This window comes from Vibrio splendidus (assembly GCF_024347615.1).
Lineage (GTDB): Bacteria > Pseudomonadota > Gammaproteobacteria > Enterobacterales > Vibrionaceae > Vibrio > Vibrio splendidus.
In genome coordinates this window covers 161,864-184,543 of sequence record NZ_AP025508.1, presented here as the reverse complement: position 1 = coordinate 184,543, position 22,680 = coordinate 161,864, and the positions used below count along the sequence as shown (strand labels likewise).

Genomic DNA, 22,680 nt, shown 5'->3' with positions numbered 1-22,680 from the left:
AACTTATTAACATATACCAAATGAAAGAATAATTATTCAAATTTCATGTATTTTTAAAGTAAAACAATATTATATACATAGAATACCTTTAATTTAAGACTCTGGCGATTCTATTTTTATTTAAGTCTCTTCGCTGGATTTCCAAACATCGTAACGCTTGACTTGACTCTTGAAACAATAACACTACCTGCACCGATGATAGCACCGTCTCCTACACTGACCTTTGGAATGATAACTGCGCTTGACCCCATAAAAACTCTCTTACCTAATTTTGCAAATCCTGTGACATCGCAATGACCACTCAATGTCGAGTAATCTCCAATTGTGGCATCATGGCCAACAGTTGAGTTTACATTCACAGTAACGCACTTCCCAAGTGTTATATCAGTAGTCAAGGTTGTATTCGGACAAATTACTGTTCCTTCTCCAATTTTGACGTTAAAGCCAATAACTGCAGTCTGATGAATAAAGCTCAAAATATTAATGCCTTTATTAATATAAAACTCATACAGCTTATTTTTTTGCTCCGGCGAAGCAACAGCAATGATTACTGCATCATCTTGAGTTATTGCTGGACATTCTCTATCACCGACAATTCTGTGTTTTATTTCAGGGTAATTATCCAAATCGCCTTTATAATCACTAAGTAGGCCTCGAAGCACATAACCTTCATATTTAAAGTCAGACTCTCCTAGGTAACTGTAAATTTCTCGCGCAAAGCCACCGGCTCCAACTAAATATAGATTCACAAAATTCCCTTCTTAATTTTTTCCAACACTGTATTAACATCACTTACACTTAAATGTGCGTGCATAGGCAAACATAATATACGCTCTGAGGCACTCCGACTGTTTGTTGTACCGTAGTTGTGCTTATCAGTGAATACTGTGTCCAAGCTAGGAGCAAAATAGTGCCTTGATTGAATATCATTATGAGCGAGCATAGATGATACAGACTTCATTTGAGCTTCACTCTCTAATAAGATAGGCATGTAAGCACCATTAGCATTCGCTTCAGGGTGCCAAAGTGGTAGTTCCACCAACTCTTTTAAACCTTGACGATACTGGTAAAATAGCTCAGCTCTATGGTTTAAAATATCATCCATACTTTCAAGATTAACAAGGCCGACCGCGGCTTGGTATTCATTGAGTTTGGCATTGATACCTACATCAACAACACCATATCCTGGCCTGATTCCAAAGTTAATAATATCTTCAGCTCTTTCAAAATGGTCCCGATCTCTAAAGACAATAGCTCCGCCTTCAACCGTGTGAAAAACTTTAGTGGCATGGAAGCTTAACGTGCTTGCATCACCAAAGCTTAATACTGAACGATCGTTGACATTTACACCAAAGGCATGGGCTGCATCATAAATAACCTTAAATTTATGCTGTGTGCTTAATTGATCTATCGAATCTACATCACATGGATTACCATAGACGTGAGTCGCAACTAAAGTATCTGCTTTACATCCTAAGCGGTAAGCAGCTTCTACTGCTTGAGGACTCAAATTCAAGCTGTTTGGATCTATGTCAGTAAAAGCTAATTCGTCTTTCTGCCAATCAAATGCGCTCACTGTTGCGACAAAACTAAACGGAGTTGCAATTAAAGATTTACTTCCCATAGCTCGACTCGCCACTTGAAGTGCCGATGTACCATTATTAGTTAAGAGAAGGTTCTTTACACCCAAGTAATCTTCTAATTTACCGGTTAGCTCTTTGTGCATTGGTCCAAAATTAGTAAACCAACCATTACTGTTTACTTGCTCAAGTAATTTGTAGAGCTTTTTCAAATTAGGTTTTATAGGACTATTTAACGCGATCATTTATTATAACTCCAGGAAAGGTTTAGGTTATATTGACTAAACCTTTAATGTATTTTTTAGATCAATTAGCAAAGGACGTTGTAAAATAACCATCATTATTATATAACTAATTGATGCTACACCTAACATTGTGATTATTTTAAATATATTGTTATCCACATTATTACCAAAAACAAACCCAATAAAGGCAGACAATACGGTAATAAGACCTATAGGGAGTAAAGATATTAACTGTTTATAAGCAGTTAATGTCGATAACTTGCCTGTATAATACGTATTAATTAACAAAGATAAGAATGATGTAACAACCATTCCAACACACATTGCTTTTATACTAATAGGTACTGTCACAATCAACATAATAGTCATCATAATTTTCTTAATGACTTCTAACTTTAGGAAAAGATCCGATCGGCCTTTCACTTGAAGCATATTCAAGTTTATCGCATGAATAGGATAAAGTGAAAATGCTACGCTAATAATGCTAATATATTCAGCGCTGGCTTTCCAGCTTTCACCTAAAATAACATCAATTAAAGGTGTTGCAATAATACTAATCCCAAACATAAAAGGGAATATTATAAAAGCAGAAAACTGCAGTATCAATAAATATGACCGTTCTAATTTTTCAATGTCATGCTGCATGCTACTTAAAAGTGGAAAAGTTACTTTTTGAATAATTCCTGTAAGTGTCATTGCTGGTACACTTGAAAGCTTATCTGCCTGATTAAATATTCCAAGTTGTGCGGAACTGAAATATTTACCTATGATAAGGCCGTATATATTAGTGTATATAGTGTCTAGTAACCCAGACAAAAGAAGCTTAGAGCCAAACCCGAATAATTCTTTAAAAGATTCTATAGAGAATTGATGTTTTGGCCACCAAGGATCAATATAACTTAACATTAGCACATTAACCAAGGCTAGGGTTATTTGCTGTGCTACTAATGCCCAAACACCATAACCATTTAGTGCTAAATATAAAGCTAATGATCCACTAACTAAAAGTGAAGCTAGGCTACATTTTGCTTGTGTTTTGAAATTCAAATCAACACTCAACTTCACTTTTGGAATTACAGAAAAAGCGTTAATTATAATAACAAAGGCGATAAAACGAGTTAGCGATGTTAATTGAGGCTCCTGGTAAAAATCAGAAATATAAGGGGCCAAGCAATATAGTGATATATAACATATAATTGAAACGGCTAAACTAAAATAAAAAGTTGTAGAAAAGTCAACTTCACTTCTATCTAGCTTTCGAATTAGCGCCTGACTAAACCCAGCATTCACAAATACATTTGCAATAGCTATGAATATTGTCAATATTGCGACTAACCCGAACGCACTCGGACCCAGGAGCTTAGCTAAGGTTAAGCTAATAGCTAAACCTATAAGCTGTGCACCAAAGCTATCTAGCGCACTCCAAATGAAACCACTTTTAATTTTATCTTTGTCGACCATTGTCATAAAATGTCATTAAGTTGCAAAGCATTTTGGTCTTTAATCGATAAAAGCGGTACGCTATCTATTGGCCACTCGATACCAATAGTAAGATCATTCCACGCAATGCTTATTTCTGACTGAGGGTGATAGTAGTTTGTACATTTATACACAAATTCTGCCTCTTCACTCGTCACATAGAAACCATGAGCAAACCCTTCCGGCACCCATAACTGTCGCTTGTTTTCAGCTGATAAATATTCACCTGCCCATTGGCCAAAAGTTGGCGAGCCTTTTCGAATATCAACGGCTACATCAAACACTTCACCTGAAACTACTCGAACAAGCTTGCCTTGAGTGTTTTCTGTTTGATAGTGCAAACCACGCAAAATACCCTTCTTAGACTTTGAGTGGTTGTCTTGAACAAATTGGGTAGGTTTACCTGCTACTAGCTCTTCAAATTTCTTTTGATTCCAGGTTTCCATAAAGAAACCGCGCTCATCACCAAACACACTTGGTTCTATAATTTTCACATCAGGAATACGAGTATCGATTACTTTCATTTTATTATTCCGTATACGCTTGAATATTGTTTAACGCGGCCTTCCAATCGCTCGCTTTAACCGAGAAACCTAGCTTGATTTTTTCAGTACTTAAACGAGAATTGCTTGGACGCTTAGCTGGTGTTGGGTATTGGTTAGTGGTGATACTCGTTAATCTCGGTTTTTTCTCAAGAACGCCTTGTTCAACCGCAACATCAAAAATGGCATCAGCAAAGTCAAACCAACTGACGTGAGGTAAACCCGAGTAATGGTAAACACCGTACTCAACAGCATCACCTTGATTAATTCGCTTTGCTATTTGGATTAATGTATTGGCGATATCACCGGCATAAGTCGGCCCGCCAAACTGGTCACCAACAATACTTAATGCGTCTCTGTTCTCACCTAAACGCAGAATAGTTTTCACGAAGTTATTTCCACTTTCACCAAACACCCATGCAGTACGAAGGGTAATGTGTTTTTCACATGCTTCAGCGACCGCTATCTCACCCGCTAACTTGCTTTCACCGTAAGCACCTTGTGGATTAGTAGCATCCGTTTCCACATACTCGCCCACTTTATTGCCTTCAAAGACATAATCGGTCGAGATATGCAGCATTGCAGCACCAACGCTCTGCGCTGCTTGTGCGAGGTATTTGGGACCATCACGGTTTATCGCGTAAGAAAGGTCGACTTCCTCTTCAGCCTTATCAACGGCAGTATGAGCAGCCGCATTGATAATGATGGTTGGTTGAAATTCAGAAACAATCGCATTGACAACATCTTGATTCGTAATATCAAGGTGCTCCCTATCAAGTGCTAGTACTTTCGTATTTTCGTTGTTGGTTAACTGTTCAGTGAGGCAAGAACCAACTTGGCCATGACAACCAGTAATTAATACACGCATTAAGCCTCAACCTTTTTCTTTGTTTCATTAACCAAACGAGTTAAATACTGACCATATTCATTTTTCATCATTGGTTTAGCAAACTTAAGAACTTGTTCATCATTCAACCAACCGTTACGCCATGAAATTTCTTCTAGGCAAGCCACTTTTAACCCTTGTACATTCTCAATAGTTTGAACGAAAGAAGAAGCCTCATGAAGACTCTCATGCGTACCAGTGTCTAGCCACGCAAAACCACGACCTAATAATTCCACATTGAGCGAGCCGTCATTTAGATACATTTCGTTCAGTGTAGTGATTTCGAGCTCACCACGATGAGACGGCTTCACTTGCTTTGCCATTTCAACCACACGATTATCGTAGAAATACAAGCCTGTTACCGCATAATTCGATTTTGGCACTTCCGGCTTTTCTTCAATCGAGACCGCCTTCATTTCTGAATCAAATTCAACCACACCAAAACGCTCTGGGTCTTTGACTTGATAACCGAAAACAGTAGCGCCAGATTCTCTTGAAGCCGCGTTCTGTAATGTTCTTGAGAACGCCTGACCGTAAAAAATATTATCACCAAGCACTAAACATACGCTGTCATCACCAATGAACTCTTCACCGATAATAAACGCTTGTGCTAAGCCATCTGGGCTTGGCTGAATCGCGTACTCAAGATTAATACCAAAATCAGAACCATCACCGAGTAAGCGCTGAAAGCCCTCATTATCTTCTGGAGTCGTGATAATCAAGATATCTTTAATGCCAGCGAGCATTAATGTCGATATTGGGTAGAACACCATTGGCTTGTCATAGATTGGTAATAGTTGTTTTGATACGCCGCGAGTCAACGGGTATAGACGAGTGCCAGAACCTCCAGCTAGAACAATACCTTTCATTATTTACTTCCTTTTGATTCAGCTGTTTCTACACCCAAACGCTCACGTTGGTAGCTGCCATCTTGTACATTTCGACACCACGTAGAATTATCTAAATACCATTGCACGGTTTTACGAAGACCTGTTTCAAACGTCTCTTCTGGCGTCCAATTTAGTTCACGTTGCATTTTACTTGAGTCAATCGCGTAGCGGCGATCGTGACCAGGACGGTCTTGAACATAGGTGATCTGCTCTGCATACGCTGACTCTTTCGGTACTAATGTATCTAAGATGTCACAAATTGTATTTACGACTTCGAGATTTTTCTTCTCGTTGTGACCACCAATATTGTAAGTCTCGCCCACTTTACCTTCCGTCACGACTTTGTAGAGTGCTCGTGCATGGTCTTCGACAAATAGCCAATCACGAATTTGGTCACCTTTACCGTAAATAGGTAAATCTTTGCCTTCAAGCGCGTTGAGGATAACCAGTGGGATCAATTTTTCAGGAAAATGGTAAGGACCATAGTTGTTCGAACAATTGGTTACGATCGTTGGAAGCCCGTAAGTGCGTAACCAGGCTCGCACAAGGTGATCGCTCGATGCTTTTGACGCCGAGTATGGGCTAGATGGCTCATACGAGGTTGTCTCTAAAAACATTGGCAGCTCAGTCCCTTCTGGAACTTCGTCTGGATGTGGAAGATCACCATACACTTCATCAGTAGAGATATGATGAAAACGAAACTCTGCTTTTGCAAGGTCTTCAAGCGAATTCCAGTATTCGCGAGTCGATTCTAGTAACGTATATGTTCCAACTATATTTGTTTCAATAAATGCGGCAGGGCCAGTGATTGAACGGTCAACATGCGATTCAGCCGCTAGGTGCATCACTGCATCCGGTTTATGCTCAGCGAACACTCGGTCAAGCTCTGAACGATTGCAAATATCCACTTGCTCAAATGCGTAACGTTCGCTCGAATCCACTTCGATAAGAGATTCTAAATTACCTGCGTAAGTCAGCTTATCAACGTTTATTACGCTGTCAGATGTATTATTTATAATATGACGTATAACTGCTGAGCCGATAAAACCAGCGCCACCGGTGACTAATATCTTCACAAAAACTCCTAAAATAAAGTTTGAAAACCAAAAACCTAACACGCACGAGCAATATCCATTAGGCATGCTACCGCCCTTTGGTAACAAAGCGAAAACCACACTACGCATTTAAAATTTAAAATTTAAAATTTAAATTTCTCTATTATCTATGTATCAATGGATATAATCAAAAAAAAATCCAGTTATGTGCGCGGGTAAGCTAACTCTATGTACACCAAACCCCAAAACTCGCTATACTCCTGACCTATAGTTTTTCGCCCAATAACGAATAAGAGTTCAAGATATGCAAGAGTTAGTTCCATTTGTTCAAGAGAATATGATTTTAGCCATCGTATGGATCGGCTTGGTTGTTGCCATCATTGCGAACGTTATCAAGACATCAAACGCAGCCTACAAAGAGATCACGGCAGCGCAAACCACACACATGATTAACCGTGAAAACGGCATTGTGGTTGATATTCGTACTAAAGATGAGTTCAAAAAGGGCCATATTACGGACGCAGTTCACATTTTGCCGTCAGACATCAAAGCAAATAGCTTTGGTAGCCTTGAAAGCCACAAAGCAGACCCAATCATCGTAGTATGCAAGACAGGTCAAACCGCTCAAGAAAGCGCGAACTTGCTGGTTAAAGCAGGTTTCGAAAACGTAAGCGTACTGAAAAGCGGCTTAGTGGCTTGGAGCGAAGCTAACCTTCCTTTGGTTAAAGGTAAGAAATAGGTTAAAGGCAAGAAGCGGCTGACCGATAAACTAACTTTCAGGCTTTGTTCGATAAATATAATGAACAGAGTCTAATTTAAAATTTTTAAGGACAAGAAAATGGCTGAAGCAGCACAACAAGACGCACAACAAAACTTCGCAATCCAACGTATCTTCCTAAAAGACGTATCTTTCGAAGCGCCAAACTCTCCAGACATGTTTCAAAAAGAGTGGAACCCAGATGTAAAACTGGACCTAGACACTCAAAGCCGTGAACTTGGCGAAGGCGTTTACGAAGTCATCCTACGTCTAACAGTTACGGTTAAGAACGCAGAAGACACTGCATTCCTTTGTGAAGTTCAACAAGGCGGCATCTTCTCTGCAAGCGAAATGGAAGCTGGCCAACTGGCTCATTGCTTAGGTGCATTCTGCCCGAACATCCTATTCCCATACGCTCGTGAAACGATTTCTAGCCTAGTAGTTAAAGGTACGTTCCCACAACTGAACCTTGCACCAGTAAACTTTGATGCTTTGTTCATGAACTACCTACAAAACCAAGCTCAGCAAACTGAAGGCGAGCAAGCTTAGGTTTTCAAGTAGAGCTTACTTTTCGAAATAGAACTACTCTGACTAATGCTCAAATCGCTTATTTTTAAGAAGCTGGGCTTTTATTAGATAGCTAGTTTTCGTTAAATAGTTAGCTTTTAAATGCACATCGCAGCTTCTGCGATGTGCATTTTTTATTTACACTGTACTTTGATAGAGAGATTTTTCTTCTTACTTTAGAAAACATCTCAAGAACTCTTCGATTTCCCTCATTATTTTTAGGTGGAAGCATGACAGAAACAACTCGCCCGACTCACGCGAAAGCCGCTTACGGTAAAGACATTGCGATGACAGTGATAGGCGCAGGTTCTTATGGGACATCTTTAGCGATCTCTCTAGCGCGTAACGGTGCCAATGTTGTTCTTTGGGGACATGATCCTGTTCATATGAATCGCCTTGAATCAGAGCGTGCGAACAATGAGTTTCTACCAAATATAGAATTCCCAGAAAGTCTGATCATTGAGTCTGACTTAGAAAAAGCCGTGACTTCAAGCCGAGACCTTTTGCTTGTCGTCCCAAGCCACGTGTTTGGTCTCGTTTTAAATAGCCTTAAGCCTCACTTAACAGAGAACTCTCGTATCTGTTGGGCGACCAAAGGCCTAGAGCCAGAAACAGGCCGCCTACTTAAAGATGTCGCGCACGATGTGCTGGGTGATGGCTACTCGTTAGCGGTTCTATCAGGGCCTACCTTCGCCAAAGAGTTAGCGATGGGCATGCCAACGGCTATCTCTGTCGCTTCACCTGATGGAGTTTTCCTAGAAGAGCTTCAAGAAAAAATCCACTGCGGCAAAACATTCCGCGTGTATGCAAACTCAGATTTCATTGGTATGCAGCTTGGCGGCGCAGTGAAGAATGTTATCGCAATTGGCGCAGGCATGTCGGATGGTATTGGCTTTGGTGCCAATGCGCGTACCGCACTTATCACTCGCGGCTTAGCTGAGATGAGCCGATTAGGTGCAGCTCTTGGCGCGCAACCTGAAACCTTCATGGGCATGGCTGGATTAGGCGACCTAGTACTAACCTGTACTGATAACCAATCACGTAACCGTCGCTTTGGTCTGGCACTTGGCGCAGGCAAAGATGTCGATACCGCACAAGAAGAAATTGGCCAAGTCGTTGAAGGTTATCGCAACACCAAAGAAGTTTGGTTATTATCAGAACGCATGGGCGTTGAGATGCCAATTGTTGAACAAATTTATCAAGTGTTGTATCAAGGGAAAGATGCACACTTAGCAGCACAAGATCTACTTGCACGAGACAAGAAGTCAGAAAGGTAAAAAGCAGTAACGAGATGCGAGTAAACGGGTAACGAAGAGAATAAGAGCGGATACGAGATTCGGGTAAACGAGATACGAAAAGATGAAGAGCACATTCAAAGTTCGACGAAAATACTTTTCGTTACTCGCATCTCGCTACGCTAATCTGTTCTTCTAAGCTCACTCGTATTTGCCCCTTAAAAAATAATGGATGATAAAATGAAACACTGTGAACAACAAAAAGTTTGGCAATGCATTGTGAAAGAAGCTCGACAGCAGTCGGAGCAAGAACCTATGCTTGCGAGTTTTTATCATGCCACGATCATCAACCATGAAAGTTTAGGCGCAGCCCTTAGCTATATCCTAGCAAACAAGCTTAAGACAGCGTCAATGCCAGCAATGGCAGTACGTGAAGTGGTTGAACAAGCATTCAAGCAGGACCAATCGATAATTGATGCTGCCGCTTGTGATATCTGCGCAACGGTAAATCGAGATCCTGCAGTAGAGATGTACTCGATGCCTCTGCTTTATCTGAAAGGCTACCACGCTCTGCAAGGTTACCGAGTGGCTAACTGGTTGTGGAAGCAAGGCCGTATCGCACTTGCCACTTACCTACAAAACCAAATCTCTGTTGCTTGCCAAGTGGATATTCACCCAGCAGCTCGTATCGGTAAAGCGATCATGCTCGACCACGCGACAGGCATTGTGATTGGTGAAACTGCCGTCGTCGAAAATGATGTATCTATCCTTCAAGACGTAACCCTTGGTGGTACGGGTAAAGAAGGTGGCGATCGTCACCCTAAAATCCGCGAAGGCGTAATGATTGGTGCCGGCGCTAAAATACTTGGCAACATTGAAGTGGGTGAAGGCGCGAAGATTGGTTCTTGCTCTGTGGTTCTACAAGCCGTACCACCTCATACAACAGTCGCTGGGGTTCCTGCAAAAATTGTCGGTAAACCGAAAACAGACAAACCCTCTTTGGATATGGACCAAGGGTTCAACGGTCGCTCTCAGAACTTCATCCATGGTGATGGGATTTAAGAGCAGATACGGGATGCGAGTAACCGAGATACGAAGAGCTTAAAAGCAGATGTGGATTCGATTCAGCGAAATTCGAAAAATCAAGAGCAGATGAATACAACTAAATGACGATAATGATGAAACAAATTCGAGCCATTAGCCGGACTCTTCTGATATCTACCAGCCTTTGCGCTGCTCTTTTATCCACATCGTCATTTGCCGCCTCTCAGGGGGAACTGAAAGGCGTATCGAGTGAAATATCTCGCCAACAAAAAAACCTTTCCTCACAGCAGAAAAAACTCGATAGCCTACAAGCAAACCTCAAAAAACAAGAGCTATCCATCGCTTCGCTTGAAAAATCGATTCTAGACAGTAAAAAGCAACTCAATACGGCCAATGCAAATATTGCCAACTTAGACACCAAGATTAAAGCGCTTACTGCTCAGAAAAAAGTTCATACCGACAAGTTAGAACAACTGATTCAGACTTACTACATGACAAGTCGAGCTAAAGCGTCTTCTCACATCCTCAACACGGGTGTGGAAGAAGATCGCATCAGTCACTACTACCAACACCTTGCCAAAGCGCGCTCCGCAACAATCAAAACGATTGAACAGACGCAACTCGAATTAGAAGAAAGCCATAAACAGCGTCAACTTGAGCAAGCACAGATAGCATCACTGTTAAAACAGCAAACCACCAAGCGCGACAAGTTATCTCAGACTCAAACGCAGCGTAAGAAAACGGTTGGCAGTATCAAGAAAAACATCTCGGGTGACAAGAATTACTTGGCGGAGCTTCAGCGCAATGAAACTCGCCTAAAAGCTGAAATAGCGAAAGCAGAGAAAGCGGCTAGAGAAAGACGTAATGCAGTCCCTATGGATGGGTTAGCCAAACGTAAAGGCAAGCTACCTTGGCCGATCAAAGATAAAGTTCTGCATAACTACGGCTCACGCCAAACAGGTCAAATTAACTGGAAAGGCATGGTGATCAAAGCTAAGTACGGCCAGCAAGTTAAATCTGTTTATTCAGGCACGGTGGTTTTTGCTGAGTACTTGCGTGGTTATGGTTTAGTTGTGCTGCTTGACCATGGCAAAGGCGATATGACGCTCTATGGCTTTAACCAAGCACTACTGAAGAAAGAAGGTGACAAGGTTAAAGCGGGTGAAGCGATTGCACTTGCTGGTGACACTGGCGGCCAAACGCGCCCATCACTGTATTTTGAAATTCGAAGAAACAGCCAAGCTCAGAACCCAAAAAGTTGGCTGGTTCGATAAAGGGCAGATACGGGATTCGAGTAACCGAGATGCGAAGAGCTTAAAAGCAGATGCGGGATGCGAGCAACCGAGATGCGAAGAGCTTAAAGCAGTTGCGGGATGCGAGTAACCGAGATACAAAGAGCTTAAAGCAGATGCGGGATGCGAGTAACCGAGACACGAAGAGCTTAAAGCAGATGCGGGATGCGAGTAGCCGAGATGCGAAGAGCTTAAAGAGACGCCGGGTTAGAGTAAAATGTTACATGAAAAACGCTAGCCTAGTCGTCGCTCTACCCTGCTTTTCGTTACTCGTATCTCGATTACCCGCATCTGGCGTTAGCTGTTCAACGCCCTTACACCGTCTTCCAATAGTGTCAGCTGCTCAAAGCCTTGAGCTGTCGCAATCGGTTTAACGGTCGCGATCATCTGTAGCATTCCTTGATGTACAACTTGCTCTGTAATTTGGGCTTTTGGAGACATCGCAGATTGATAAGCTAACCAACCCGATGCGATCAAGTGAAGCGACGTTACCATCGACTTCATTTCCGTATCCGTTGCTTTGAGCAAGTTCAACTCAACGAAGGCTCTCATAATATCCACAAGATTCGTTTGCAGCTTTTCTTGCACGGCCATGTAATCAAGGTGGAGTTTTTCATCACGTGACAATATTTCAGGTAGGTTCGCATAGAAGAATCGGTACTTCCACATCAACGTGAAGATAGAATCTAAATAGCGCTTTAGTAGCGTCAGGCTTTCTTGTTGCCCTTGAATCGGTGTGAACCTTTCAAGCAACTCTGTTGAATAGAGCGTAAAAATGTCACGTACAATCTCTTGTTTGTTACGGAAGTGGTAGTAGAGGTTACCAGGGCTAATCTCGATATGCTCAGCAATATGATTGGTCGTAATACTACGCTCACCGTGCTCATTAAAAAGCTCTAGAGCAGCGTAAACAATCTTGTCACGTGTTTTCATTAGTTATTAGTATCCCTATCCGTTTAGTGGTCCAGTATATCGCCACTAAGCGGATAGATCGAGCTGATAACATCTGGTCGAATTAGCAAGCGCTAAAATTCACCTTCAATCCATAATACCTTTGATCAATCACTGCCAAAGAGGTCTCGTGTGTACACCTTATCTGCAACGTCTGATATTTCATCGACCATTCTGTTGGATACAATCACATCCGATACGGCTTTAAATTCTTCCAGATCAGAATAAACCTTCGAGTTAAAGAAATGCTCTTCTTCCAACACAGGTTCGAACACGACCACTTCTATACCTTTAGCTTTCAAACGCTTCATGATGCCTTGAATCGACGACGCACGGAAGTTGTCCGAGCCGGCCTTCATGATCAAGCGATAGATACCTACAATTTTAGGCGAGCGCTTAATAATGGACTCCGCAATAAAGTCTTTACGAGTGCGGTTAGCGTCAACAATAGCGCCCACAATGTTGTTTGGTACATCTTGGTAATTCGCCAACAACTGCTTGGTGTCTTTCGGTAAGCAGTAACCACCGTAACCAAATGAAGGGTTGTTGTAATGGTTGCCAATTCGAGGATCTAAGCCCACACCTTCGATGATCTGACGAGAATCCAAACCATGCGCTTCGGCGTAAGAATCAAGCTCATTGAAATAAGAAACACGCATCGCCAAGTAGGTATTTGAAAAGAGCTTTACTGCTTCCGCTTCTGTGGAGTGAGTAAACAGTACGTCGATATTCTCTTTTTCTGCGCCTTCAACAAGAAGATTAGCAAACACTTTCGCTCGCTCAGAACACTCACCAACAATAATGCGTGATGGGTGCAGGTTGTCGTACAGGGCTTTGCCTTCACGTAAAAATTCTGGCGAGAACATAATGTTTTCACAGTTTAAATCTTGCTTAACGCGCTCAGTATAACCAACAGGTACCGTTGATTTGATCACCATGACGGCATTGGGATTGATATCCATGACGTCTTTAATGACCGATTCTACAGAGCTGGTATCAAAATAATTATTTTTTGGATCATAATCGGTTGGAGTAGCAATGATGACAAACTCAGCATCTTTGTAAGCCGCTTTATCTGTTGTCGCCCTGAAGTTCAGCGTCTTATTTGATAGAAAGTGCTCAATCTCATTATCTACAATCGGCGACTGCTTATTATTCAGCATTGTCACTTTTTCATCGATGATATCTACCGCGACTACTTCATGATGTTGTGCTAACAGCATTGCGTTTGATAGACCCACATACCCAGTACCGGCTACTGCAATCTTCATGATAATACCTATAGTTTTGAGTAATTAACTCAACATAATTTATAACTTAGCTTGCCTTATCATACTCTGGTTGGGGAATTATTCCACTAGCCCGCTTTCTCCATTCCTTGCTATACTCGTGACAGTTCTGTATTCAAAAGAGTTAGAAATTATGATTATCGTAACGGGTGGTGCTGGCATGATTGGCAGCAATATTGTTAAGGCGCTAAATGAAGCGGGCCACAACGATATTCTGGTCGTCGACAACTTAAAAGATGGTAAGAAATTTAAGAACCTTGTAGACCTAGACATCACTGATTACATGGATCGTGATGACTTTCTAACTCAGGTTATGGCTGGTGATGATTTCGGTCATATTGAAGCGGTTTTCCATGAAGGTGCATGCTCTGCGACCACTGAGTGGGATGGCAAATACATGATGCTCAATAACTATGAGTACTCAAAAGAGCTACTTCATTACTGTGTGGAGCGTGAAATTCCCTTCTTATATGCCTCTTCTGCTGCCACTTATGGCGAAACCGATACTTTTATCGAGGAGAGAGAGTACGAAGGTGCATTGAATGTCTACGGTTACTCTAAACAGCAGTTTGATAACTATGTTCGTCGCCTAACCGCGGATGCCGTAGCGCATAACGAAACGCTTCCACAAATCGTTGGTTTCCGTTACTTCAATGTTTATGGTCCACGCGAGCAACACAAAGGCAGCATGGCCTCTGTCGCTTTCCACCTAAACAACCAAATGAATGCTGGTGAAAGCCCGAAGTTGTTCGCAGGTAGCGAAACCTTCAAGCGTGATTTTGTGTATGTGGGTGATGTCGCAGCGGTAAACCTGTGGTTCTTAGAAAACGGTGTTTCAGGTATTTTCAACCTAGGTACAGGCAACGCAGAGTCTTTTGAAGAAATCGCAAAAGCAGTAATCAAGCACCATGGTAAAGGCGAGATTGAAACGATTCCTTTCCCTGAGCATTTGAAAGGCGCTTACCAAGAGTTCACACAAGCTGACTTAACTAAGCTTCGCAATACCGGTTGCGACATCGAGTTTAAAACAGTGGCAGATGGCGTCGCTGAGTACATGAAGATCGTAAACGCATAGCTGTAGCTTTATATTTCAGATTAAGACTAATGGTGCATCCTGCTTTTTGGGATGCATCATTGGATAATCTAGTAAACATAATCATTCCCCGAGTGACCGATATAAAGTTAACTCTCTGATTTAAATAATATAGTGAACGAATGACCACACAACGTAATGATTTTGATCCAAAAGCTTACAATCCTGAGTTTGAATGGGGATTTCTAGCACCTAAATACTGGGGCACTTGGATTGCTGTTCTGTTATCGTCTTTAGTCTGCTTCTTACCTAATAGCATTCGTTTAGCATTAGCTAAGTTTATGGCTAAGCAAGCTGTAAAAATCAAGAATAAGGCTAACCGCCGAGCTCGCGTAAACCTTGAGATGTGCTTTCCTGAGCAATCTGTAGAACAGCGTGAAGAAACTCTCTATCAGTCATACGTTACATCCATCTCGTTTTTGATGGGGTTTGCTTCTTTAACACTAAAGAGCAAAACTTGGCTAGAGAACAACACTTCGATAAACAGCCTAAGCAACCTAACCGATATTACGGACAGTGGCGAGAATGTGATCTTACTGGTGCCACACACATGGGCTATCGATATCCCAGCGGTATTATTAGCTTCACGAAATTTACCTGTGTCTGCGATGGCGAAAGCACAAAAAAACAAACTCAGTGACTGGCTAATGCACCGACAGCGCGTGCAATACGGCGGTCGTGTTTATGATCGCAGTGGTGGTATCAAACCTTTCATCAAGTCAGTACGTGATGGGTACCTTGGTTATTATCTCCCTGATGAAGATCTTGGTCGTGAGCACAGTGTCTTCGTTGACTTCTTCGCGACTCAAAAAGCAACTATCTCAGGCCTTGGTCGCCTATCAAAACTAAGTAAAGCTAAAATTGTGCCCTTGTTTGCTCAATACGATAGCAGTACAGGCCAATATACCCTGGACTTCTACCCTGCTCTACCTTTCCCAACAGGAAGCGAAGAGGAGGATGCACGTATGATGAATCAATGCATTGAAGATTACGTGAGTAAGAACCCAGAACAATATATGTGGATCTTAAGATTACTTAAGACTCGTCCAGACAGTAATGTAAACCCGTACTCATAATATGAATTTATATAAAAACATTCTTAAAACCCTTATACTTGCTCCTTACCTTTTTGCTTTTTCGGGCATGCTAATCATTCCGAATGGTGATAAGAAAATGGCTATATTTTTAGTCGTTGGTTCTTTGGCTGGCTTGTTCTTTTCTAAAATCAACAATGTCAACCTAAAAGATCGCTTGTGTAATCCATATCTAATTATTGTTATATTAGTAACATTATATAGTATTTTCAGTTATTACACTCACGGTGCAAGCTCTAGAGAAATGAGGGCGTTAATCGTTACATCTATATTTCTAGCTTTTTTTCCTCTGAAAGAAATAAAAAACAAACTGCTAATTTCATTATTATTCACAGGCAGCTTAGTGCTATTTTTTAATAGTTTTTATTACCATCAAATTTTAGGTTACAGTAGATTTTCTGGATATATAAACCCAATCCCATACGCGACTATATGTGCAATAATTGGTTCCACAGCATACTCATTAATGTTGTCAAGTTCTGATGTTAAAGAAAAATGGATATGCACACTACCTTTACTACTTATTATTTACCCTTTAATAACAAGCGAGTCAAGAGGAGTGTGGTTAGCTCTTGTTTTTTCTATAATTTTAGTATCTTTACGCCATATAGCACATAAAAATCTCACGAAAAAAACAATAACCAATCTAATTATTCCTATATTAATAGTATCTATTGGGTCTTTAACATTACTAAAAGACAACATAGAGTTAACGATAAAAAAAACGCAATCAGAGATACATCAAATAGAATCTGGTGAGTTAAATAACTCCATAGGATTAAGATTTCAAATGTGGTTAGCAGCTCCAAGCTTAATAAAAAACAATATCATACTAGGTAGTGGTGATAAGCATCAATTAGAAATAAAACAACTATATGATGATGGAAAAATATCTTCCTCGTTATATGAATTTAACCCAACACACTATCACAACCAATTTTTAGACAAATTGATAAAATCAGGGATTGTTGGATTAATTATGTTAATTGCACTAATGATATATCCGTTGATAATTAGTCATAAACTATCAACACGTAAAGAAATGCTAGTTATTAGTATTGTATCTGTGATATTCATAGCATCACTGTCTGATGTACCGCTCAATCACCCACAACCTTTAATACTATTCTTGTTACTATTGTTTCCTATTTGCTCAAGATGTAAGAGAGTTTCCAATGACTAAAATCTTTGTCATAAATTTAGAATCTTCCACAGAGAGAAAAGAGAACATTAGTCGTCAATTAGATGAGTTATCCCTTCCTTTTGAGCTATTTTCTGCCGTGGATGGCAGAACATCACCTCCTCACACGTTAATCAGTCGTTACAGTGATGACTTAAGTCAAACATACAGAGCAAAGACACTGAGTGCAGGACAACTAGGGTGCTATGCAAGCCATTTTTTATTATGGGAAAAGTGTGTTGAACTCAATCAGCCAATAATCGTAATTGAAGATGACGCTCTTTTATTTAAAGAGGCATTTATTAATTTTATTCAAGATATCCGAGCTATACCAGAATCTGTAGAGTGCATTCGATTATTTAGAAATAAGCGTCGTAAATATGATTCTTACGAAGTGTTCGGAGCTAAATCTACCAGTATTCATAAGTTCACTAAAGGGCATATGAGTGCAACAGCCTATTTCTTAAGGCCTTCAGGAGCGAAAAAATTCCTTAAACACTCAAAAGAATGGTATATGGCTGTCGATATTTATATGGATCGATTCTGGCAAAACGAAGTCGAGTGTTACGGCACTGCAGTACCCTGTTTAACGAATGACCCAAAGTTTGATTCTGATATCGGATATGAAAAACGCACAAGCACCAGAAGTTTATTCAAGAAATGTAAGCGTGAATGGTTCAATTTAAACGAGACTATCCAACGTCACCTACATAACATAAAATTCAAAATTAGCATTAAAAAACAATGAACTTTACGTGGTTAAAGTGCTCTTATACGGACAAATTAGCACAGTCTTATCGAGGTAAATCATGATAGATGGAAATTCAAATCTTTATATTTGCTCTACGGTAAGGCATGTCATGCTAAGTGTTTTTCATGCTGTTAAATCAAATAAAAACTCAACCATTGTATTGTTTAATGACTACCAAAACATTCCCTCTACACTTATAAACACATCTAACCTACCAAGTAACATTAACATTATATTGGTTAGTAGAGATGAACTAACATCCGAAATAAAGCGAAAGGGTCTAATTGGTAAGTTTATAATAAAATCCTCTATGCTCGGATTACGCATCCCTAGTGTTTTAAAGAACTCTTTGACGTCCTATATTAATAATTATAAAAACATACTCCCAGATTTAGGTAGCTATGAACTTTTTGTTTTCAATGATGACAATAAGATGTCTAGACTATTTAGGTTGCTGGTTCCAACCTATAAAATGATTGAAGATGGAATGAGGAACTACATTGAAATTCCTATTCATAATCCAGTAAAAAAAATATTTAGACGATTTAAGGGCTACCCTTCAAAGACAATGATCATGGGCGAAAAAAAAGAGTGTCTAGAAATCCACCTTCTTTCACCTGAGAGATCACCCTCAAAAGTAAAAGACAAAGTAAAAAAACTTACTCTATCAAAATCAGGACACGCAGTTGAGGTAGTATCAGAACTATTCCAAGTCGATAATTACACAAATGAAAAAAGAACGATCATTCTTGCTACTCAGCCGACATCTAAAGAAAACGCTCTACGATTCAAAGATATCAACTTTGTCAAAAAGGTCTATCAAGACATTTACAAACAGGCAATCAATGCCGGCTATAATGTTGTTTTAAAGCTCCACCCTTCAGAACCAAAAGACGATTACAATAAACTCTTTAAGGGCGTTGAACAATTACCACCTAAGCTTCCGGTTGAGCTATTCCTGATGTTGTCTAATAAGAAAATGGGAATTGTGTCGTTATTTTCATCGGTCGGTATGGGATTGGAAGAGTACTGTGACGTTTTTCAGATATTGAAACAAGATGAAATAGCCGAAACAATCAATACTATTGCGAGCTTTGAGCAAAACCCTGCAGAATTAGATCTCAGGATTAAGCAAGTTTTACAAAAAATTGAATTATAATCACCTAAATTGATTATCCAATTCAGTTCAACATAAAGAGTAACTCTATGACTAATGCCTTATCACTAATCGGTCGTACGGAGATGCTGTTCAATTCTGATATAAAACAGCATCAAAATGAACTAGCAGACATAATATCCAAATCTAGTTTTCTTGTTTTAGGTGGAGCAGGCTCCATCGGCCAAGCGGTAACCAAAGAAATTTTCAAACGTAACCCTAAAAAGCTGCATGTTATTGATATTAGTGAAAACAATATGGTAGAGCTGGTTCGAGATATTCGTAGCTCATTTGGGTACATCGATGGTGATTTCCAAACATTTGCCTTAGATATTGGTTCTCTAGAGTATGACGCGTTCATCAAAGCAGACGGCAAGTTTGATTATGTGTTGAACCTATCAGCACTTAAGCATGTTAGAAGCGAGAAAGATCCCTATACATTGATGCGAATGATCGATGTAAACGTATTTAATACGGATAAAACCATTCAACAGTCTATTGATGCTGGTGCTAAAAAGTACTTCTGTGTTTCTACTGATAAAGCGGCAAACCCAGTCAATATGATGGGCGCATCAAAGCGTATCATGGAGATGTTCCTAATGCGTAAAAGTGAACAAATGGCTATCTCAACAGCGCGCTTTGCCAATGTTGCGTTCTCAGATGGTTCATTGTTGCATGGTTTCAATCAGCGTATTCAAAAACGACAACCTATCGTGGCTCCAAACGATATCAAGCGTTACTTCGTGACACCTCAAGAGTCAGGTGAGCTATGTCTAATGTCTTGTATCTTTGGTGAAAATCGTGACATTTTCTTTCCTAAGTTGAGTGAAGCACTTCATCTTATTTCGTTTGCTGATATTGCCGTGAAATATTTAGAGCAACTTGGCTATGAGACTCACTTGTGTGAAACAGAAGAAGAAGCTCGACAATTGGCTCATACACTTCCTGAACAAGGAAAGTGGCCATGTTTGTTCACTGCTAGCGATACAACGGGTGAGAAAGACTTTGAAGAGTTTTTCACGGATAAAGAAGAGTTGGACATGTCTCGATTTTCAAATCTTGGAATCATTAAAAACGACCCACTTTATGACCAAGAATTACTAACCTTATTCGAAGACAGCATTTTAGCGATGAAAGGCAAGAAAGCTTGGACTAAGGATCAAATTGTAAAACTATTCTTTACCATGATCCCTGATTTCGGGCACAAAGAAACGGGTAAATACCTCGATAGTAAGATGTAAGCGGAGTAAGTAATGAAAGCGACATCTATTGTTGAATTTGTTAGAGATACTTATAGAACTAATGAATTCATTCCGTTGCACGCACCAACGTTTAATGGCAACGAAAAAGCCTATGTTATGGAAACGATTGAAAGTACTTTTGTTTCTAGCGTTGGTAAATTTGTTGATGACTTTGAGCGAAAGATTGAAGCGTATACAGGTGCGGCTAAAGCGGTAGCGACAGTCAATGGTACTGCAGCATTACATGCGGCCTTGTACATGGCTGATGTTCAACGAGGAGACCTTGTTATTACACAAGCTCTGACTTTCGTTGCAACTTGTAACGCTCTTTATCATATGGGTGCCGAGCCTATTTTTGTGGATGTTTCTCCTGTGAGCTTAGGCCTATGCCCTAAAGCTGTAGATGCATTCTTAAGTGAGTATGCTGAAGTAACCAAGACGGGGTGTATTCACAAGAATACAGGCAAACGAATTAAAGCGGTTGTCCCTATGCATACCTTTGGTCACCCTGTCGAGCTTGATGAGCTGGTTGCAGTTTGCCTGAAATGGAATCTTGTTCTAGTAGAAGATGCAGCAGAAAGCCTAGGTTCTTTCTATAAAGGTAAGCACACCGGTACTATTGGTGATGTTAGTGCAGTCAGCTTCAATGGCAACAAAATCATTACCACTGGTGGTGGCGGTATGGTCTTATGTAAAATCAAGGAGCTAGGAGCACGAACCAAGCATGTCACTACGACAGCGAAAGTGCCTCATCCTTATGAATTTTTCCATGATGAGCCAGGTTTTAACTACCGCATGCCAAATCTGAATGCAGCGCTTGGTTGTGCACAGATGGAAGTGATTGAGCAATACCTTATTCAAAAACGCAGTCTTGCTAATCAATACATAAGTCTGTTTGAAGGGACTGACATTAAGTTTGTTGTCGAACCCAAGTACGCTAAATCCAACTACTGGTTGAATGCCATTATTTGCCCAGATAAAAAAAGTAGAGAAGAGATCCTTGCGGGCACAAATAGTGCAGGTGTGATGACTCGCCCAATTTGGCAGCTCATGCACAGGTTACCAATGTTTGAAAATGCAATGCGCGGTGATCTAACTTACTCTGAATTTATCGAAGCGCACTTAATTAACCTTCCAAGTACACCAGTGGAAATTAAAAGCTAAGTAGGTTTAATACACGATGCAGACACATAAAAAGGTCGCGGTCTTTACAGGTACCAGAGCGGAGTATGGTCTGCTCTTTTGGCTTTTAAAAGACATACAAAGCGACCCAGCTCTAACATTACAGTTGCTCGTTTCTGGTATGCACCTATCTCCAGAATTTGGTGATACTTATAAGCAAATAGAAAAAGATGGCTTCCTGATCGACGAGAAAATAGAGATTTTGCTCTCTTCTGACTCGCCGGTAGGAACGGCAAAAAGTATGGGGTTGGGCGTTCTAGGTTTTGCTGATGCATTGTCACGATTAGCACCCGATGTTCTTGTCATTCTTGGAGATCGTTTTGAAGCTCTAACTGCAGCGCAAACTGCCATGATACTCCGTATTCCAATTATCCATTTGCATGGTGGGGAAATAACCGAAGGCGCTTACGATGATGCGATCCGTCATGCTATTACCAAATTGAGCTACCTGCATGGCACGTCAACAGACGAATATCGAAATCGAGTCATTCAATTAGGTGAATCGCCAGAACGAGTAAAAAACGTTGGTGCGATTGGCTTAGATCACTTGAATAGAGGCTCTTTTATGACGATTTCAGAGTTGAGTGAATCACTGAACTTTGATCTTACAGGTCCTTATTTTGTAGTCACCTACCATCCTGTCACTCTCGGAGATGAATCCCCAGAGGATAGCTTTCAAGCTCTGTTAGACGCACTAGATGAATACCCGAATCACCAAATTATACTGACTTATCCTAATGCGGATGATGGCGGGCGTCGAATCATTCCGATGTTAGAGGCTTATGCAGCGAAACAACCAAGCCGCGTGCTGGCAATCCCCTCTCTCGGGCAAATACGCTATTTAAGTTCAGTCAAGCACGCTGCTGCAGTCATTGGAAACTCGTCGAGTGGTATTATTGAAGTTCCGGCTTTTGATGTTCCAACGGTCAATATTGGTTCAAGACAAAAAGGGCGCCTAGCGGCCAAAAGTGTGCTGAATTGCGAACCCAGTTTGGCATCTATCACAGAGGCAATTAGTGATGCTGTGAAGCGAAATTACAAGCTAGATGGTGAAACGATCATCAATCCTTATGGGCAAGGTAACACGAGTGGTCAGGTTATAGAAATGCTTAAATCCTTGCGTTTTGAACGCAGCAAAGCGTTCCATGACCTCACACTAGATAATGTATAA

22 protein-coding genes are annotated in these 22,680 nt (G+C 40.6%); 13 read left to right on the top strand and 9 right to left on the bottom strand.

Translation table 11 applies throughout. The annotated features are described in order from the left end of the window. Window positions 1-116: 116 nt before the first annotated feature. From OCU90_RS00850 to rfbB, 7 genes are read right to left on the bottom strand one after another with little or no spacing between them, the layout of a single operon-like run. Window positions 117-749: an acetyltransferase gene (locus tag OCU90_RS00850; protein ID WP_061023756.1), complete on the bottom strand. Its 633-nt coding sequence runs from the start codon at window positions 747-749 to the stop codon at window positions 117-119. After that, on the bottom strand, window positions 746-1,825 hold the full coding sequence (locus OCU90_RS00845; protein ID WP_061023754.1) for a DegT/DnrJ/EryC1/StrS aminotransferase family protein: 1,080 nt from the start codon (window positions 1,823-1,825) through the stop codon (window positions 746-748). Before OCU90_RS00845 ends, OCU90_RS00850 begins: the two co-directional genes overlap by 4 nt. Window positions 1,826-1,861: 36 nt before the next feature. After that, a complete protein-coding gene (locus tag OCU90_RS00840) occupies window positions 1,862-3,292 on the bottom strand; it encodes a lipopolysaccharide biosynthesis protein (RefSeq protein ID WP_240513393.1) in 1,431 nt (476 codons plus the stop codon). Further along, window positions 3,289-3,828: a dTDP-4-dehydrorhamnose 3,5-epimerase gene (gene rfbC / locus OCU90_RS00835; protein ID WP_061023752.1), complete on the bottom strand. Its 540-nt coding sequence runs from the start codon at window positions 3,826-3,828 to the stop codon at window positions 3,289-3,291. The genes OCU90_RS00840 and rfbC overlap by 4 nt, the downstream gene beginning before the upstream one ends. 4 nt (window positions 3,829-3,832) lie before the next feature. Continuing rightward, window positions 3,833-4,714, bottom strand: coding sequence for a dTDP-4-dehydrorhamnose reductase (gene rfbD / locus OCU90_RS00830; protein ID WP_061023751.1), 882 nt, complete (start codon window positions 4,712-4,714; stop codon window positions 3,833-3,835). Further along, complete coding sequence (gene rfbA, locus OCU90_RS00825; protein ID WP_061023749.1) at window positions 4,714-5,601, bottom strand: glucose-1-phosphate thymidylyltransferase RfbA; 888 nt, start codon at window positions 5,599-5,601, stop codon at window positions 4,714-4,716. Before rfbA ends, rfbD begins: the two co-directional genes overlap by 1 nt. After that, window positions 5,601-6,698: a dTDP-glucose 4,6-dehydratase gene (gene rfbB, locus OCU90_RS00820; RefSeq protein ID WP_061023747.1), complete on the bottom strand. Its 1,098-nt coding sequence runs from the start codon at window positions 6,696-6,698 to the stop codon at window positions 5,601-5,603. The genes rfbA and rfbB overlap by 1 nt, the downstream gene beginning before the upstream one ends. A 283-nt stretch (window positions 6,699-6,981) precedes the next feature. Here rfbB and OCU90_RS00815 point away from each other — a divergent pair, with 283 nt between their 5' ends. The 5 genes from OCU90_RS00815 to OCU90_RS00795 all read left to right on the top strand — a co-directional run bounded on the left by OCU90_RS00815 (window position 6,982) and on the right by OCU90_RS00795 (window position 11,554). Beyond that, window positions 6,982-7,416, top strand: a complete 435-nt coding sequence (locus OCU90_RS00815) for a rhodanese-like domain-containing protein (protein WP_012603060.1) — start codon at window positions 6,982-6,984, stop codon at window positions 7,414-7,416. 99 nt (window positions 7,417-7,515) lie between these two features. After that, the gene (secB, locus tag OCU90_RS00810; protein WP_061023745.1) at window positions 7,516-7,983 is read left to right on the top strand and encodes a protein-export chaperone SecB; all 468 of its coding nucleotides are present in this window, start codon (window positions 7,516-7,518) and stop codon (window positions 7,981-7,983) included. 248 nt (window positions 7,984-8,231) lie between these two features. Further along, window positions 8,232-9,278 (top strand): NAD(P)H-dependent glycerol-3-phosphate dehydrogenase, encoded by a 1,047-nt coding sequence (gene gpsA / locus OCU90_RS00805; RefSeq protein ID WP_061023744.1) that lies wholly within the window; start codon window positions 8,232-8,234, stop codon window positions 9,276-9,278. A 198-nt stretch (window positions 9,279-9,476) separates the two neighbouring features. Beyond that, window positions 9,477-10,298 (top strand): serine O-acetyltransferase, encoded by an 822-nt coding sequence (gene cysE / locus OCU90_RS00800; protein WP_009847961.1) that lies wholly within the window; start codon window positions 9,477-9,479, stop codon window positions 10,296-10,298. Window positions 10,299-10,402: 104 nt separating this feature from the next. Beyond that, on the top strand, window positions 10,403-11,554 hold the full coding sequence (locus tag OCU90_RS00795) for a murein hydrolase activator EnvC family protein (RefSeq protein WP_061023742.1): 1,152 nt from the start codon (window positions 10,403-10,405) through the stop codon (window positions 11,552-11,554). A gap of 315 nt (window positions 11,555-11,869) precedes the next feature. On the opposite strand, the gene OCU90_RS00790 is transcribed toward OCU90_RS00795, so the two are convergent. Both OCU90_RS00790 and OCU90_RS00785 read right to left on the bottom strand, forming a co-directional pair. Then, entirely contained in the window at window positions 11,870-12,505 is a 636-nt protein-coding gene (locus OCU90_RS00790; RefSeq protein WP_061023740.1) for a TetR/AcrR family transcriptional regulator, read from the bottom strand. 125 nt (window positions 12,506-12,630) lie between these two features. Continuing rightward, complete coding sequence (locus OCU90_RS00785; RefSeq protein ID WP_061023738.1) at window positions 12,631-13,794, bottom strand: nucleotide sugar dehydrogenase; 1,164 nt, start codon at window positions 13,792-13,794, stop codon at window positions 12,631-12,633. A gap of 151 nt (window positions 13,795-13,945) precedes the next feature. Here OCU90_RS00785 and rfaD point away from each other — a divergent pair, with 151 nt between their 5' ends. The 8 genes from rfaD (at window position 13,946) to neuC (ending at window position 22,680) form a co-directional block, all read left to right on the top strand. Then, on the top strand, window positions 13,946-14,887 hold the full coding sequence (gene rfaD, locus OCU90_RS00780; protein WP_061023736.1) for an ADP-glyceromanno-heptose 6-epimerase: 942 nt from the start codon (window positions 13,946-13,948) through the stop codon (window positions 14,885-14,887). 140 nt (window positions 14,888-15,027) lie between these two features. Continuing rightward, a complete protein-coding gene (gene lpxM, locus OCU90_RS00775; protein WP_061023734.1) occupies window positions 15,028-15,981 on the top strand; it encodes a lauroyl-Kdo(2)-lipid IV(A) myristoyltransferase in 954 nt (317 codons plus the stop codon). A 1-nt stretch (window position 15,982) separates the two neighbouring features. Continuing rightward, the gene (locus OCU90_RS00770) at window positions 15,983-17,182 is read left to right on the top strand and encodes an O-antigen ligase family protein (protein ID WP_061023732.1); all 1,200 of its coding nucleotides are present in this window, start codon (window positions 15,983-15,985) and stop codon (window positions 17,180-17,182) included. Continuing rightward, window positions 17,175-17,927 (top strand): glycosyltransferase family 25 protein, encoded by a 753-nt coding sequence (locus OCU90_RS00765; RefSeq protein WP_061023730.1) that lies wholly within the window; start codon window positions 17,175-17,177, stop codon window positions 17,925-17,927. The genes OCU90_RS00770 and OCU90_RS00765 overlap by 8 nt, the downstream gene beginning before the upstream one ends. Window positions 17,928-17,988: 61 nt before the next feature. Next, window positions 17,989-19,089, top strand: a complete 1,101-nt coding sequence (locus OCU90_RS00760) for a glycosyltransferase family 52 (RefSeq protein ID WP_061023728.1) — start codon at window positions 17,989-17,991, stop codon at window positions 19,087-19,089. Between the two features lie 47 nt (window positions 19,090-19,136). After that, the gene (locus tag OCU90_RS00755) at window positions 19,137-20,327 is read left to right on the top strand and encodes a UDP-N-acetylglucosamine 4,6-dehydratase (protein WP_061023726.1); all 1,191 of its coding nucleotides are present in this window, start codon (window positions 19,137-19,139) and stop codon (window positions 20,325-20,327) included. 12 nt (window positions 20,328-20,339) lie between these two features. Then, window positions 20,340-21,491: a LegC family aminotransferase gene (locus OCU90_RS00750; RefSeq protein WP_061023724.1), complete on the top strand. Its 1,152-nt coding sequence runs from the start codon at window positions 20,340-20,342 to the stop codon at window positions 21,489-21,491. 16 nt (window positions 21,492-21,507) lie between these two features. Further along, window positions 21,508-22,680 (top strand): UDP-N-acetylglucosamine 2-epimerase, encoded by a 1,173-nt coding sequence (neuC, locus tag OCU90_RS00745; RefSeq protein WP_061023722.1) that lies wholly within the window; start codon window positions 21,508-21,510, stop codon window positions 22,678-22,680.

Excerpts from the sequence above, each read along its gene's own strand:
- OCU90_RS00845 (WP_061023754.1), bottom strand. The coding sequence starts at position 1,825 with ATGATCGCGTTAAATAGTCCTATAAAACCTAATTTGAAAAAGCTCTAC.
- OCU90_RS00840 (WP_240513393.1), bottom strand. The coding sequence starts at position 3,292 with ATGACAATGGTCGACAAAGATAAAATTAAAAGTGGTTTCATTTGGAGT.
- rfbC (WP_061023752.1), bottom strand. The coding sequence starts at position 3,828 with ATGAAAGTAATCGATACTCGTATTCCTGATGTGAAAATTATAGAACCA.
- rfbD (WP_061023751.1), bottom strand. The coding sequence starts at position 4,714 with ATGCGTGTATTAATTACTGGTTGTCATGGCCAAGTTGGTTCTTGCCTC.
- rfbA (WP_061023749.1), bottom strand. The coding sequence starts at position 5,601 with ATGAAAGGTATTGTTCTAGCTGGAGGTTCTGGCACTCGTCTATACCCG.
- OCU90_RS00815 (WP_012603060.1), top strand. The coding sequence starts at position 6,982 with ATGCAAGAGTTAGTTCCATTTGTTCAAGAGAATATGATTTTAGCCATC.
- secB (WP_061023745.1), top strand. The coding sequence starts at position 7,516 with ATGGCTGAAGCAGCACAACAAGACGCACAACAAAACTTCGCAATCCAA.
- gpsA (WP_061023744.1), top strand. The coding sequence starts at position 8,232 with ATGACAGAAACAACTCGCCCGACTCACGCGAAAGCCGCTTACGGTAAA.
- cysE (WP_009847961.1), top strand. The coding sequence starts at position 9,477 with ATGAAACACTGTGAACAACAAAAAGTTTGGCAATGCATTGTGAAAGAA.
- OCU90_RS00795 (WP_061023742.1), top strand. The coding sequence starts at position 10,403 with ATGACGATAATGATGAAACAAATTCGAGCCATTAGCCGGACTCTTCTG.
- OCU90_RS00790 (WP_061023740.1), bottom strand. The coding sequence starts at position 12,505 with ATGAAAACACGTGACAAGATTGTTTACGCTGCTCTAGAGCTTTTTAAT.
- OCU90_RS00785 (WP_061023738.1), bottom strand. The coding sequence starts at position 13,794 with ATGAAGATTGCAGTAGCCGGTACTGGGTATGTGGGTCTATCAAACGCA.
- rfaD (WP_061023736.1), top strand. The coding sequence starts at position 13,946 with ATGATTATCGTAACGGGTGGTGCTGGCATGATTGGCAGCAATATTGTT.
- lpxM (WP_061023734.1), top strand. The coding sequence starts at position 15,028 with ATGACCACACAACGTAATGATTTTGATCCAAAAGCTTACAATCCTGAG.
- OCU90_RS00770 (WP_061023732.1), top strand. The coding sequence starts at position 15,983 with ATGAATTTATATAAAAACATTCTTAAAACCCTTATACTTGCTCCTTAC.
- OCU90_RS00765 (WP_061023730.1), top strand. The coding sequence starts at position 17,175 with ATGACTAAAATCTTTGTCATAAATTTAGAATCTTCCACAGAGAGAAAA.
- OCU90_RS00760 (WP_061023728.1), top strand. The coding sequence starts at position 17,989 with ATGATAGATGGAAATTCAAATCTTTATATTTGCTCTACGGTAAGGCAT.
- OCU90_RS00755 (WP_061023726.1), top strand. The coding sequence starts at position 19,137 with ATGACTAATGCCTTATCACTAATCGGTCGTACGGAGATGCTGTTCAAT.
- OCU90_RS00750 (WP_061023724.1), top strand. The coding sequence starts at position 20,340 with ATGAAAGCGACATCTATTGTTGAATTTGTTAGAGATACTTATAGAACT.
- neuC (WP_061023722.1), top strand. The coding sequence starts at position 21,508 with ATGCAGACACATAAAAAGGTCGCGGTCTTTACAGGTACCAGAGCGGAG.